General features: G+C 52.3%; 11 protein-coding genes. 2 read left to right on the plus strand and 9 right to left on the minus strand.

Features of this window, described 5'->3' with window-relative positions:
* A partial coding sequence (locus ACTQ34_RS16005) for a hypothetical protein (RefSeq protein ID WP_441364663.1) occupies window positions 1-259 on the plus strand: 259 nt, incomplete at its 5' end.
* A 462-nt stretch (window positions 260-721) separates the two neighbouring features.
* Here ACTQ34_RS16005 and nifJ read toward each other — a convergent pair.
* The 9 genes from nifJ to ACTQ34_RS16050 form a co-directional block, all read right to left on the minus strand.
* Window positions 722-4249, minus strand: coding sequence for a pyruvate:ferredoxin (flavodoxin) oxidoreductase (gene nifJ / locus ACTQ34_RS16010; RefSeq protein ID WP_441364664.1), 3528 nt, complete (start codon window positions 4247-4249; stop codon window positions 722-724).
* 75 nt (window positions 4250-4324) lie between these two features.
* Window positions 4325-5485: a UxaA family hydrolase gene (locus tag ACTQ34_RS16015; RefSeq protein WP_441364665.1), complete on the minus strand. Its 1161-nt coding sequence runs from the start codon at window positions 5483-5485 to the stop codon at window positions 4325-4327.
* A 10-nt stretch (window positions 5486-5495) separates the two neighbouring features.
* Complete coding sequence (locus tag ACTQ34_RS16020) at window positions 5496-5786, minus strand: UxaA family hydrolase (RefSeq protein ID WP_441364666.1); 291 nt, start codon at window positions 5784-5786, stop codon at window positions 5496-5498.
* Window positions 5787-5925: 139 nt separating this feature from the next.
* Window positions 5926-7209, minus strand: a complete 1284-nt coding sequence (locus ACTQ34_RS16025) for a lactate racemase domain-containing protein (RefSeq protein WP_441364667.1) — start codon at window positions 7207-7209, stop codon at window positions 5926-5928.
* Between the two features lie 553 nt (window positions 7210-7762).
* Window positions 7763-8800 carry a 4-hydroxythreonine-4-phosphate dehydrogenase PdxA gene (locus tag ACTQ34_RS16030; RefSeq protein WP_441364668.1) on the minus strand — a complete coding sequence of 346 codons (1038 nt, stop codon included), beginning with the start codon at window positions 8798-8800 and terminating at the stop codon, window positions 7763-7765.
* Between the two features lie 159 nt (window positions 8801-8959).
* Window positions 8960-9469 (minus strand): TRAP transporter small permease, encoded by a 510-nt coding sequence (locus ACTQ34_RS16035; protein ID WP_441364669.1) that lies wholly within the window; start codon window positions 9467-9469, stop codon window positions 8960-8962.
* Between the two features lie 12 nt (window positions 9470-9481).
* Complete coding sequence (locus ACTQ34_RS16040) at window positions 9482-10165, minus strand: cyclase family protein (protein WP_441364670.1); 684 nt, start codon at window positions 10163-10165, stop codon at window positions 9482-9484.
* A gap of 33 nt (window positions 10166-10198) precedes the next feature.
* Complete coding sequence (locus ACTQ34_RS16045; protein WP_441364671.1) at window positions 10199-11275, minus strand: DctP family TRAP transporter solute-binding subunit; 1077 nt, start codon at window positions 11273-11275, stop codon at window positions 10199-10201.
* 65 nt (window positions 11276-11340) lie between these two features.
* Window positions 11341-12630, minus strand: coding sequence for a TRAP transporter large permease (locus ACTQ34_RS16050; protein WP_441364672.1), 1290 nt, complete (start codon window positions 12628-12630; stop codon window positions 11341-11343).
* Window positions 12631-13372: 742 nt separating this feature from the next.
* Here ACTQ34_RS16050 and ACTQ34_RS16055 point away from each other — a divergent pair.
* Complete coding sequence (locus ACTQ34_RS16055) at window positions 13373-14137, plus strand: IclR family transcriptional regulator (protein WP_441364673.1); 765 nt, start codon at window positions 13373-13375, stop codon at window positions 14135-14137.
* Window positions 14138-14297: the final 160 nt, after the last annotated feature.

Raw genomic sequence — 14297 nt, forward strand, 5'->3', positions numbered from 1 at the left:
TGTCAAGAACTTTTTTCATTTCTTTCAAATTCTTTCCGATTTGGCGGCCTCTCACCGAAGCAGCTCGATTAGTATACTACCTCCATCGCCTTTTGTCAACACCTTTTTACAAAAAAGTTGGATTTTTTTACAGGCCGCTTTCATTCCTGACCATAAAAGCGCGCAGGCTTTCTTCCCTATCTCCCCCAGTTCGATAAGCGCAACCAAAGCGAGCCACCGCGAGCACCCTGTCACAAGCGCTCAGAATTCGCCAGATTAGCTCAGTTTGTTCGGAGACCTGCTTTTACGAAATCTAATCGCTTTGATATTCTGGTGCACTGTACGCGGCAGCACGACGCATTTAAGCTCGTGGTTTCTCGACCGTACGCATATACAACATAGAAATACCCCCTGATGTGGTTGCTGATTCCTACATCAGGGGGGTATTGTGCCTATTATTCGTTTCGTTTTACCGGCGACTTCACCGGTATACGTGCATTTGTTTTTTCGGCTGACTTCGCTATATAAGGCGGTATGGTCAGAAGTGGATGATGATTAAGTAGAAAAGGGAGTCTGTGCCGCTGTCCTTCCCATATCTAATGGGACAAACCATTGCGGCACAGTTTGTGAGGGCGCCTTCCAGTGAAGAGTAGGAGATGTTTTCATGCAGTACAGCATCCACCCCGACCGGTATACCGCCTTACAGCCTATATTTCATGCACCTGCGAGAGCGGCCTGACAATTAGTTGGCATTATCCGCCATCTTGCGGTACTTTTCGTAACGCGCCTCAACATCTGCTACAGCCTTCTCATACAGTGCATCCGCACGTGCCGGGAAGTTATTCTTAAGCGATGCAAAGCGGTTTTCACCCATCAGATAATCCATCACCTTGCTGGTATCCGGCTTGGGAGAATCCAACTGGAACGGATTGAGACCCTCTGCGGTGCGGCGCGGATCGTAACGATAGATCTGCCAGTAGCCACACTCGACAGCCTTCTTCATCTCAGTCTGCGTGCAGCTCATGCCAGCCTTGATATGCTGCTCGAGGCACGGGCAGTATGCGATGATGATCGAGGGGCCGGGATAGGACTCGGCTTCGCGGATGGCCTTGAGGGTCTGCGCCTGATCGTAGCCAATCGCGACCTGAGCGACGTAAACGTAGCCGTAGTTCATGAAGATCGCGCCCAGATCCTTCTTGGCAATCTGCTTGCCGCCCGATGCAAACTTGGCAACAGCTGCGGTCGGGGTCGCCTTGGACGACTGTCCGCCGGTGTTCGAGTAAACCTCGGTATCCAGTACCAGCAGGTTCACATCCTGATTCTGCGCGAGGACGTGGTCAATGCCGCCAAAGCCAATATCATAGGCCCAGCCATCGCCGCCGATCGCCCAGATGGACTTCTTGGTCAGATATTCCTTATTGTCCAATACGAACTCGACCTCGGGGGTCTTGTCGGCAGCTTCCATTGCTGCGATCAGGTCGTCCGAAACCTGACGGGACTTGTCCTTGGCCTCCCAATTTGCCAGATAAGCGTCAATCGCATCAACAGCTACGCCAGCTTCCTTGAGCGCTTCCAGACGGATGATGATCTCCTTGCGGATGGCATCCTGTGCATGGAAGAAGCCATAGGCAAACTCTGCATTGTCCTCAAACAGGGAGTGCTCCCAAGCCGGGCCAAAGCCGCGGTTATCCTTGCAGTACGGCAGAATCGGCGCGCCGCCGCTGTATGCAGACGAGCAGCCCGCTGCATTGCCGATGTACATATGGTCACCAACCAACTGGCTGACCAGCTTGATATAAGTCGTCTCAGCACAGCCTGCGCAAGCGGCAGAGAACTGGAAGTACGGCTTGGAGAACTGGATGGACTTCATGTTCTTGTCGCTGATAACGTCCGGCTTTAAGTACTTCTCGTCCATCGCAACCTTGTCGAAGTTCTCCTGCTCGGGCTTCATCTCATCAAACGAGGTCATGGTCAGCGCACCCTCGACCGGGCAAGCCGTCAGGCACACGCCGCAGCCCAGGCAGTCATACGGGGAAATCTGAATGCGGTACTGGTATGCCGGTGCATCCTTGCCCAGGCCCTTAGCCGGCACAGTCTCGAAGGAAGCCGGCACACCCGCCTTCTCCTCCTCGGTCAGCAGAACCGGACGGATAGCTGCATGCGGGCAGGTTGCCACACAGCGGTTGCACTGTGCACACTTGCTGCCGTCCCACTTGGGTACCTTGGTGGCAACGCCGCGCTTTGCGTAAGCCGAAGTGCCATTCTCCCAAGTGCCATCCAGCACGCCGTACTTCTGGAACACGGAAACCGGCAGCTTGTCGCCCTGCTGGCGATCCATGGGCAGTACAATATCCTTGACAAATGGCGTTGCCTCGATCTCCTGTGCAGGAGCATCGACTGCGTCTGCCCAGCTTGCCGGGATGTCTACCTTGACGGCTGCGCTCACGCCTACGTCAACCGCCTGATTGTTCATATCAACGATCTTTTGACCGGCCTTCTTGAAGTAAGAATTATAGTTGTTCTTCTTCATGTCCTCAACCGCGACATCCAACGGGATAACCTTGGTCAGCGCAAAGAACGCTGCCTGCAGGATGCTGTTGGTGCGCTTGCCCAGACCAATCCCGGCTGCGAGCTTGGCCGCGTCGATGATGTAGAACTGCGCATGCTTGTTGCACAAATCGCGCTTTACCTTCGCAGGCAGGCGGGTCTCCAGCTCTTCTACGCTCCACGGGCAGTTGAGCAGGTAGATACCGCCGTCCTTGAGGTCTTCGGTCGTATCGTATTTGCTGACATAGGTCGGCGCATGAACAGCGACAAAGTCAGCGGCCGATACCAGATAAGTCGAGAGGATGGGTTCATCGCCAAAACGCAGATGCGACTGGGTCAGGCCGCCCGACTTCATCGAGTCATAAGAGAAATATGCCTGTGCGTACTTGTTCGCGGTCAGGCCGATAGTTGTAATGGCATTCTTGTTCGCACCCACCGTGCCGTCGCCGCCGAGACCCCACAGTTTGCAGGAGACCTGGCCCGGATGCGGCATCTCCACTTCCTTGTATTCCAGAGAAGTATGGGTCACGTCGTCGTTGATACCAATGGTAAAGTTATTCTTGGACTGATCCTGTTTCAGATTGTCGTAGACCGCGATCATCTGGCCCGGAGTGGTGTCCTTAGAGGACAGGCCGTAACGGCCGCCAACGATCTGAATATCGGTTCTGCCGGCCTGATTGAGCGCGGTGCATACATCCAGATATACCGGCTCACCAACCGATCCAACTTCCTTGGAGCGATCCAGAACGGCAATCTTCTTACAGGTTGCCGGAATGGCCTCTGCGAAGTGCTTGACCGAGAACGGACGGTACAGGTGGATCTGTACCATGCCGACCTTGCGGCCCATAGCATTGAGATAATCCACCGTTTCCTTAAGAGCCTCGGAAGCCGAGCACATCACAACAACGACTTCCTCTGCATCCGGTGCGCCGTAGTAGTTGAACAGCTTGTAGTTGCGGCCGGTCAGCTCGTTAATCTTGTCCATGTAGTGCTGAACGGTCTCGGGCACCGTGGCGCTCTTGACATTTGCACCTTCCTTGCACTGGAAGTAAATGTCGGGATTTACGTTGTTGCCGCGGTTGGTCGGATGCTCCGGATTGAGCGCCTGCGCACGGAATTCCTTGAGTGCATCGTAATCAACCAGCCCACGCAGGTCCTCGTAATCGAGTGCCTCGATGCGCTGCATCTCATGCGAGGTGCGGAAGCCGTCAAAGCAGTGCATGAACGCATATTTGGCATGGATGGCCGACAGGTGTGCAACTGCACCAAGATCCATAGCCTCTTGCGGCGAGGAGGACATCAGCATGGCGTAGCCTGTGGTGCGGCAGGTCATGAAGTCGGTGTGATCACCGAAAATCGAATGATGGTTGGAAGTGACCACACGCGAGGCGATATGCATGACGTTGGGCAGGAACTGACCGCCCATCGCGTACATCGCCGGGATCATTAGCATCAGGCCCTGAGACGAGGTAAAGGTCGTCGTCAGCGCACCGGCCTGCAGAGAGCCGTGGCAGGTGCCTGCGGCGCCGGCCTCGGACTGCATCTGGATAACGTCAACTGTCGAGCCAAACAGGTTCTTCTTACCCTTTGCAGACCACTCGTCAACCTTTTCCGCCATCGGGGAGGACGGCGTGATCGGATAGATCGCCGCAACCTCAGTGAAGGCATAGGCCACATGAGCGGCAGCAGTGTTGCCGTCCATTACGGCATATTTTTTCTTCATTAGGATTCATCTCCTGTATTAAAAAATATTTTTCATCCACTAACAGTCCCACGAAATAATATGTAAGGAAAACAATCACACAAAATTGCAGACACGGGCAATCGCCATCTCGGTAAAACCAAGCGCTTCGGCCTTGGTCTGTCTACCGCTGGCCACCTCGGACACCAGCTGCATCAGGTCATCTCCCAACTGCTGGAGACTGCCGCCATAAATCAGGGAAGAAGCATCCACATCAATATTATCTTCCATCTTGGCAAAGGTCAGGCGGTTGCCGGTGATTTTGATAACCGGTGCGATGGGATTGCCGGTCGGCGTACCGCGCCCGGTGGAGAAAACAACCACCTGTGCGCCGCCAGCGACCATAGCAGCAACCGAAGCCGGATCATTGCCCGGTGTATCCATAATGACCAGACCGCTTTTGGATTTGACCTGTTTGGCATAGTCGTAAACTGCCATGATAGGGCTGTGACCACCCTTGTGGATGCAGCCGAGGGATTTTTCCTCCAACGTAGTGATGCCGCCGGCCTTGTTGCCCGGCGCGGGATTGCCTTCACGAATTTCCTCTCCGACCAGCTGCATCGCCCGCTCATACCGGTGAACGATTTCGAAAATCCGGTCGTGTACTTCCTTGTTTGCTGCGCGGCGGGCAAGAATATGCTCGGCGCCGATAAACTCAGTAGTCTCGGACAGGATCGAGGTGCCGCCCGCCGCAACGATGCGATCGCTCATTTCCCCGATCAGCACATTGGCCGCCAGGCCGCTGGTGGGATCGGAGCCACCGCATTCGGTTCCGATGATCAGCTCGGACATGGGGAAGGGTATTTTTTGCAGCAGAGAGGCCTGTGCCGTCAGTTCTTTGGCATATCGCACGCCGATATCCGCTGCCTTGAGCGTGCCGCCGACTTCCTGAATGATAACCTGTCGGATCGGCTTGTTGGTGCGCTCCTGAATGGCCTTGACCACCAAATCCATCTGACAGTTTTCGCACCCGAGCGAGACAACAACCGTTCCATAAACATTCGGATTGGCAGCATAACCCGCCATCACATCCATAACATATTGCTGATCGGAAGCGACTTGCGAGCAGCCAAGTTGATTGTTAAAGGTGACTGCGCCATCTACCTGTTGGGCAATGATACGGGCGGTATCCGAAGCACAGACACTGGCAGGAAGGATCAGCACCTTATTGCGTACGCCCACGCGGCCGTCAGGCCGCTGATATCCATAAAAAGTCATGTCTGTCCTCCTATTCTTTTTCTTCCGGGTTTTCCCGACGGCCTACCACATTATGCACATGGACATGATCGCCGGTGTGGATGTCGCAGGTTGCAACGCCAATATGCTCCCCATATTTGACAACCGGCTCTCCGCATGCAATATCCCGGATGGCCAGCTTATGATAAATGGTAATATCCGCACGCGCGGTCAGCTGCTTTTCCTCGCCATTGCATAGAAAAGAGACCGTATCCCCCTTGGAAATCGGTTCAATGGCTACTGCCACATTGTCCTTCTCGTCAATCATCATGGCATTCAGCATATATTTTTCGCTCCTTTGTATGGCCCACGGCCACAATTTTCAAAATCAGAGGGGCGGAAACCGGAGTTTCCCGGACCGTGAAGGCCCGCCGCTGCCGGCCCCTCTCTGTCCACAGAGAACGCCTTGAACGGGAAGTTCATCAGAACAGGTTACCCTCTGCGTCAAAGGGCAGGTCATACGGCTCGGACAGGATCTCAATGTTGGGATTTGCCTTTGCCAGAGACAGCAGACCTTCGGAAATCTCGATGTATTCAATGTGTGCGGTGTCCGGAATGCGAATCATCTTCATATTGTCCTGATCCTCCGCGTCCGGGCAGCAGCACAGCGCCAGCTGCAACGCCTCACGGTCATTGTCCATGATCATCGGAATCTTCATCAGGTGCAGGAAGGTATTGGTAACGCCGGTCGGGTAGGTCATTTCCAGCTTCATCTTATTGAACAGTCTGCGCGTCGTGACCTCCGCCAGACCAATGCCCTGCGCGTTGCCATGGGTCTCGTCGGTCAGGTCAAGAATGACCACTTTTTCCGCCTCAATACCGCCCGAGCAGTACTTAGGCTGAACAAAACGGCCCGAAATATTAGGGTCCATGCCGTCGCCCGAAATATTCTTGCCAATCTTATCGACAACCAGAACATCGCACTTGTCAAACAGCAGGTGCGCAATGGTCTGATAGGACAGATCGCGCAGCTTCGGCTCTTCGGTGATGATCTCCTCGGTCGTCAAACCGCGAATGAGGTAGGTCTCGTCATATGCGTTCTCAATGATGGCAATGCCGCCCAGAATCGGGCAGTTCTCCATGATGGTGCGGCCATACTCCTCCACCAGCTCGTGCATGATGGCCGGGCTTTGATGATGGATGCTCTCTGCACCATGCTGCTTGCCCAGTCCGATCGCCATCATCTTCACCAGGCCGCTCTCATAGCGTCCGCGGAAAGAAGTGTGCGGCTTAATACGGTTAAACAGAATAATGCCGTCGGCCTCCGAAGCATTCTTATCCACGAAAACCGGCTGCTTACGCACACCAGACAGACCCACCTGAACCGTTTCCATCGAGCTCTTGATCGGGCAGCCCATATTCTCCTCGGTGATACCGTAATCCGTCAGGATCTGTGTCTGGCCCGCAGCCGTCGCGCCGCCATGGCTGCCCATCGCCGCGACGATATACGGTTCCGCGCCTTTAGACTTGACAAAATCTACGATCGCGCGCGCCATGGTAGCATAATGGTTGATGCCTCGGCTGCCGCAGGTAATCGCGATGCGCATGCCCGGCTTGATTTGGCTGGACAGCGCCTCCCGGGACAGTTCCTTCTGAACGGTCTCGGCAATCTGATCCGCGGGAATGTGCGTGCTGTCAAACACCTCGCGAATTTTGACCATCTTCGGCACCGGTACATCTTTAATCAGATCTGTAATGGTTTCCAATGAAAAATCCTCCTTTCGCATACTCATTCGACACTTATCATATTTTTTTGCAATCCAACCGTTCGGTTACTGGTACGTAAGCCGTCTGCGGAGATTGCGGAATCTCAAGGGATGTATGCGCTTGCCGGGCAAGCATCCGTTGACCGGCAATTTGTTCGTATTTAAGAATTGCGTTCCTTATTTCATCTTCTTCGATTATATCACCGTTTTCATAACATGTCAATTTTGCCCTCGCGCTTTTTCGTCATATCTCACAAAACGAAGATATTTCCACCGTTTGCAGCTTAATATCCGTTTGAGCGTCGCATTCCGTTCTGAATTTCTTCCGTTCAGTGGTGACAGAACGGACGCACGGTTTGTTTTGGAGCATTCATGGCCCTGTTTTTCTCTCATCCGAAATGAAAAGCGCTCTCGCTCACTTTCTGCACCGCTGCTGTGCCATCCCCTTCCGGATACCCACCGAGGGGATAAAAAATGCGACTGCACCCCATATAACCGGATGCAGTCGCAAGCAGATCAAATTATGCAGAAAGGCAACCGGTCAAATCGCGTGTTACTGCTTTCTATAGGTACGATCGGTGACCGCCATCTTGGCGCACAGTTTGTATGCCGCTTCAAAGGCAGAGGTCGTACAGGTGCCGGTACCAGCAATATCATATGCGGTGCCATGCGCTGGGGTAGTGATGGCATAGGGCTGGCCTGCGGCTACTGTGATACCGCGTTCAAAGCCTTTGAGCTTGAGTGCAATCTGGCCCTGATCGTGGTACATTGTAACCACGGCATCAAAATCACCCTTGAACGCACGGATGAACAGCGTATCTGAGGGGAACGGGCCAACGATGCTTTTGCCCTCGGCGTTTGCCTTGGCAACAGCAGGCTGGAGCACATCAATTTCCTCACGTCCACAGGTGCCGCTATCACCGCCGTGCGGATTGATTGCAGCGATGGCTACCTTCGGATCCTCATAGCCGGCGCGCTTCAGAGTCTCATAGGCCAGATTGATGGCATCGCCTACCGTCTTCGGTGTCAGATGCGCGCTAACATCCTTGAGCGGGATATGGCTGGTCGCGCGGGAGGTCCACAGACCATCCAGCACGTTCATCTCGCCATGCGGCCGGTCGGCAACGCCCAATTCCTGCGCAAACAGCTCGTGCTCACTCTCAAAGTTGTAGCCGCCCTTTTTCATCGCCGCCTTGTTGAGCGGTCCGAAGCAGAAACCCTCGACCAGACCCTTCTTGCAGGCGTTCATGATCATAACCAGATTGTCGGCCTCTTCTTTACCGTTGATCGCGGAAACAACGCCAATCTCGACGGTGGAAGCGTCCAGACTCTTGGTGTTGAGCAGCACCAGAGAAGTCTCCTTCTTGGCCTCCTCCACAGCGTCCTCCATCGTCTCCTTGACGACATAAGTAAAATCAGATTTCGTATCCTTCATGCCGCGCTTGAGTACGCTCTCGTCACCGACGATGATCGGCTTGGCATACTCCATCAGAAAACCGTTGGCGCACAGTTTTGCGATAATCTCGGGGCCAATGCCGGCAGCGTCACCCAACGGCACTGCGAGAATGGGTTTTCCAGTAAACTCACTCATGAATAATTCCTCCTCATCTGCATTCTTTTGTCTTGCGTGTACAATATGCTTTCATTCGGACGGACTCCGCCCGTTTTTTCCGGTCCGAACAGACTGTGAAGTAAAAAGTCCCATTGAACGTTCGTATCTGAGCATTCAATGGGACCATTTTATGACAGATCAGTCAGCAGTCTCGGACTTATTCCCATTGGCAAGGAACTTGATGCACTGCACCAATTTGATCACACTCATGATCACGATAAGAGCCATACCAACCAGAATACCGCTGTTGAGCACCCACAACGGGTACTTCATAACGGTACTAGCCTCACCAGTCGACATTTGCGTGGTGATGATGGTATACATCTGAGTAACCAGCAGCGCGGAAACAAACAAAGCGACTGCATACTGAATCATCTTGAAGATAGTATATTTCACCATCTTCTTTTTCTCCTTGGCGTTATCCTCGAGCAGCGTCAGAGAAATCAGCTCATCGGTTTGAAACGCCAATGCAGAGCCAACAAATACGATCCAAACGAAGAGCAGCTTGAGCAGCTCATCTACCCACGGCGTGGAAACGATCAGGACGTTACGCGCCAGTACCGCGTAGGTCTCGACCAGAATCATAACGACGCCGATAAAACCGAACAGTGTCTCCGCCGCCGAGAAAATCTTAGCGGATTTTTTCATAGCGACATCTCCTTATTCTTCTACCACGGCAATCACACGAATCTGGCTGCCGTCAGCATGTTTGGTATTCAGTGGAAGTGCGATTAACTGACAGGTGTCAGAACCGACCTCCCACAGGTTGGTCATGTACTCAATCTGCAGAATCTGACCCTGCTTCAGTACATGCTCATGCACAGGCTGCGGCGGATACTCCTCACCCGGCTTGATGAAGCGATGCTGCCGAATGGAATAGTCCTGCGGGAAGTCATAGCCGACCACCTTGGGCGCATAATTCTGAATCCAGATTCCTGCGTCCTCAGTCAGATACGGAGAATTATCCCAGAAGTCCGTAGTCTTGAAATCCACCTTATTCGGACGATCGGTACGAATCAGAAGGCTGTCGAAATGTTTGTCCTTATACGGCTCGTTTGCCTTCTCCAGCATTTCACCGGTGATCGCGGTGTTATCGCCGCAAGCCGACAGGTCGAGCACCAGGCAATCGGTGATAGCCCAATCCTGAATCGGATAGTCATCCAGATCCTTCCCATTGGGGTCAAAGTGCAGCGGTGCATCAACATGCGTGTACCAGTGAGATTGTAAATTATAGGCAACACACTGCCAAGGATCGCCGTTTGCATGGGTACGAACCGGAGTGACCTTGAATCCATACCGCCAGTGCTCTACGATAGGCAATGTTAAATCAACAATTCTTCTCATAAAAACCTTCTCCTTTTCCAGAAAAGAGTCCGATTAGGCGGCAGTGTCCTGCTCATTCTGAATCATATCTACCAGTTCCGTACCATATACGTCGGTGAAGATCGACCAAACCGGAATTGCCTTTTCACGGAATGCTTCCTTATCGGGGTTTTCAACGATCTCGCAGCCATTGTCGATCAGGGTCTGGAGGGCAGAAGCCTGTGCCTCGTCTACCAGCTTCAGCTGCTCCTCACGCGCTACGTCAGCAGCCTCCTGGATCAGGTTCTGCTGCGATTCAGACATCTTATCCCAGGTGCTCTTGCTCATGCCCATGTACAGAGGAGTGTAAACCGCATCGGTCAGCGTCACATACGGCTGTACCTCGTAGAACTTACGGGATACGATCTCGTGAAGCGGGTTGTCCTGCGCGTTTACGGTGTTCTGCTGCAGTGCAGTGTACAGCTCGGAAGAGTCAATGCTGGTGGTCAGGGCGCCCATTGCCTCCCAAGTAGCAATCTGAACATCGGAAGCCAGCGTACGCATCTTAATGCCTTCCATGTCAGCCGGGGTGGTGATGGGACGGACGTTGTTGGTCAGCTCACGGAAGCCGTTCTCCCAGAAGGACAGGCCAATAATGCCGTTCTCTTCGAACTTAGCGTTGATCGCATCTGCGGCCGGGCCGGCAGTTGCTGCACGCGCGGACTCCAGATCGTCAAACAGGAACGGCAGCTGGAATACATCAATTTCAGGAACGAGGTTAGAGAAGTAAGAAGTACCGGCTACACCGATGTCTACCGTGCCCTGCTGCAAGCCCTGAACCATCGAGGTTGCGTCGCCCAGCGCGGTATCATAGAACGCCTCTGCAGTGATGGTACCGTCAGAGTAAGCGTTGATGTAATCCGCCATGATAGCCAGCGCACCGCCTGCCGGCGTATTCTCAGCCATAGAACCTGCGAACAGGCTGATGGTCATGCTATCACCGGTGATCTCGCCCGAAGCAACCGGGCCGGCTTCCGGCACATTTGCAGAGCTCTTAGAGGTATCAACAGGGGTACCAACGCTGGAGCAAGCCGTCATCGTCAGCGCCATGCTAAGCGCCAGTCCAAATGCCACTACATTCTTTTTCTTCATCTTATTATCTCCTTTTCATTAATAATAAAACTCATAGATGATTTAGCCAATCAGCGGATACCGACTCAGCCGCCGGCAGCGCTCATCATATTAGGCAGGAAAGTCACAATATCAGGAATCAGAATAACCAGCAGAGTGCCGGCAAAGATAGCCAGCAGCGGGATGGGCAGGTGGGGGATGATCTTATGTACCGGCTGACCGCCCACGCTGGAAGCGACATACAGGTTGATACCAACCGGAGGCGTTGCCAGGCCGATGCAAAGTACGATAACCATAATTACACCAAAGTAAACCAAGTTAATACCATACGCCTGCGCGGTGGGGCAGAAAATAGGTGCAAAAATCAGCAAAGCCGGAACCGCATCGATAAAGCAACCGGCGACCAGAAGGATGATAACGACTGCAAAGACAAAGAGAAGCGGGCTGCTGATGGAAGAGGTAAACATGGTTGCAATGGTCTGAGGAATACCTGCACGGGTAATAACCCAGCCAAAAACCTGCGTTGCTGCTACGATAAGCATGATGCCTGCAGCACTTTTTACGCCACCGCAAACAATTTTGCAGACATCCTTGATCTTAATCTCTCTGTAAACGAACAGACCAATGATCAAGCAGTAGAAGCAGCAGATTGCAGATGCCTCGGTCGGCGTGGTCTTACCGGAGTAGATACCTCCCAGAATGATAACCGGAGCCAACAGAGCGAAGAACGCATGTCCGAAGGACTTGACCGCTTCGCCCAGATGGAATTTTCCGGTGCCGCGGTAACCCTTCTTAATGCACTGTGCAACGACAACCAAAATCAAAATCAGACCTAACAGCAGACCGGGCACCAAACCAGCAAGCAGCATATCACTTACCGACTCATTGGAGGCAACTGCATACAGAACCATCAGAATGCTGGGCGGGATGATCGGACCGAATACGCCGCCTACGGTCTGAATAGCGCTGGCGAAGCCTGCATCATAGCCCTCTTCTTTCATGTAGGGGATCATAATGCCGCCGACCGCAGCAGTCGTGGCAGCGCCTGCACCGGTCATTGCAGCAAAAATCATACTTGCGACAATATCAACAACCGCCATGCCGCCAGGTATCCAGCCAACCAGTTTTTTTGCAAAGTCAACGATACGACGTGATATACCGCCGCCCTGCATCAAACATCCGGCAATAACGAAGAACGGAATCGCCAGCAAGGTAAATGAGTCAACGCCCTTGAGCATCTGCTGCGCGACAATGATAAGCGGTACATTGGAATAGAGTACCAGATACAGAACCGAGGACAGACACAGGGCAAACGCGATTGGGATTCCCAAGAACAGCATTACAAAAAAGGAACCAATCAGAACAACTAGATCCATAGTTTTCACCTTCTCTAAAAATGTATTGTGCCGTGTTACATAACCGATTTCGCTCCGAACCGCAAAAGCGGAATCCGGTGCAGGTCGATCGCCTCACCTCCACATCTTCAAGATTCTTATCCATGTCACAATACCGTGTATCCTCTTCACGGCACAGGGATTGTCGATTTTCCATCCGATACGAGGCATGTCGGATAACCGTCCCTGCTCTTTCACAGGTTTTGTCCTGTGTCCTGTTCATGGATAAGCATCAGAAATTGCAGCGCATATACACGGTGACTCTCCATCCGTGTCGCATCAATTTCATACCAAGCAACGCGCCTGCTCATTCAGCCAAAACCCAACGCATATTCCTCCGAATAATACATTTCTGTGACTCATCGCACGGAAATCCTGCTGTATCACAGCAGTTAGCCTCTATACGCACGATTCTTGAAGCGTTTTGCGTTTTTAAACCCTATCAGCGGCAAATAGACTGCTGATACATCAGGTTTTCTTGTGTTGAGCTTATTATATCACAAGCCTGTTCGGTTTTCAAACCATATATTTGGTATTCAGAACAGCTTATATAAAAATTAACCAATAAGAGATGTAGATATAGGCATAATTTTTGTTATATTTTAGACACTTTGGCAGGATTGATTGCAAAAAGAAGCAAATTTTGATAAAATATAAAATTATAATATCATCACCGAGAAACTACGATAAAATCATTCACTTGAGTGGAAGGAGAGATGTGATAATGGCACAAGAGTTGCACCGTGCCACCATTCGCGTTCTAGATATTCTGGAGTGCTTATCTGCCGCATCGGATGGGATGACCCTGACCGAATTGGCCCAAGCACTGAGTGCACCCAAGAGTAGTTTATTTCCTATCGTTCATACTTTAGAGCAGCGACAGTACTTGCAGCAACGTTTTGGAACCACCCGATATATGATTGGCCCGAGTTCGCTGGTTCTTGGCTCCGCTTACGCTCTCAACAGCGGCATCATGGCCTTTACCGATGTCATCAAACAGGTGGTAGCGGCCTGTCAGGAAACCTGTCAGCTAGGTGTTCTGGATCAAGGCAACGTGCTTTACATCGCCAAGGAAGATTCACCCGAAGCCATACGAATGATTTCTCGAGTCGGGAACCGGCTGCCCGCTAACGCGACCGCCATCGGCAAAGCCTTGCTCAGCGGACTGACCGATACGGAAGTCCGGGAATTATATGCAAACGGGCTGCCCCGCTTGACTTCACACACCATCACCAATATTTCCGCTTTACTCAGCCAGCTTAGTGACATCCGGAACGGCGGCATGGCTTCCGAGCGGGAAGAATCCACCCCTCAGCTGGCTTGCTGGGCACTTCCGCTGTATCAGGGTGGGAAGGTGTTTGCCGCGCTCAGCGTATCCGTCCCGCTCTTCCGCTGTGAGCCCGGTAAAATCGAGTTGATTTGTCAGAGTTTGCAGAAGGCAAAAACAAAAATAGAACAGTTGGCGGAAATGCAGTCTTTTGGAATATAAATTGTATCGTAAAGCCTAGTGTTACCGATCAAATCTTAGGATGAAAACGCAGATAAGGTACAATAAGTTGCGCAAATTGAAAATCGCATAAAAGAAGACATAGCTTGCAGGCTCTGGTAGAATGAAGTTACCACACAAACATTCGAAAGGAGCAAGCAAA

This window comes from Agathobaculum sp. LCP25S3_E8, from assembly GCF_052117165.1.
Lineage (GTDB): Bacteria > Bacillota > Clostridia > Oscillospirales > Butyricicoccaceae > Agathobaculum.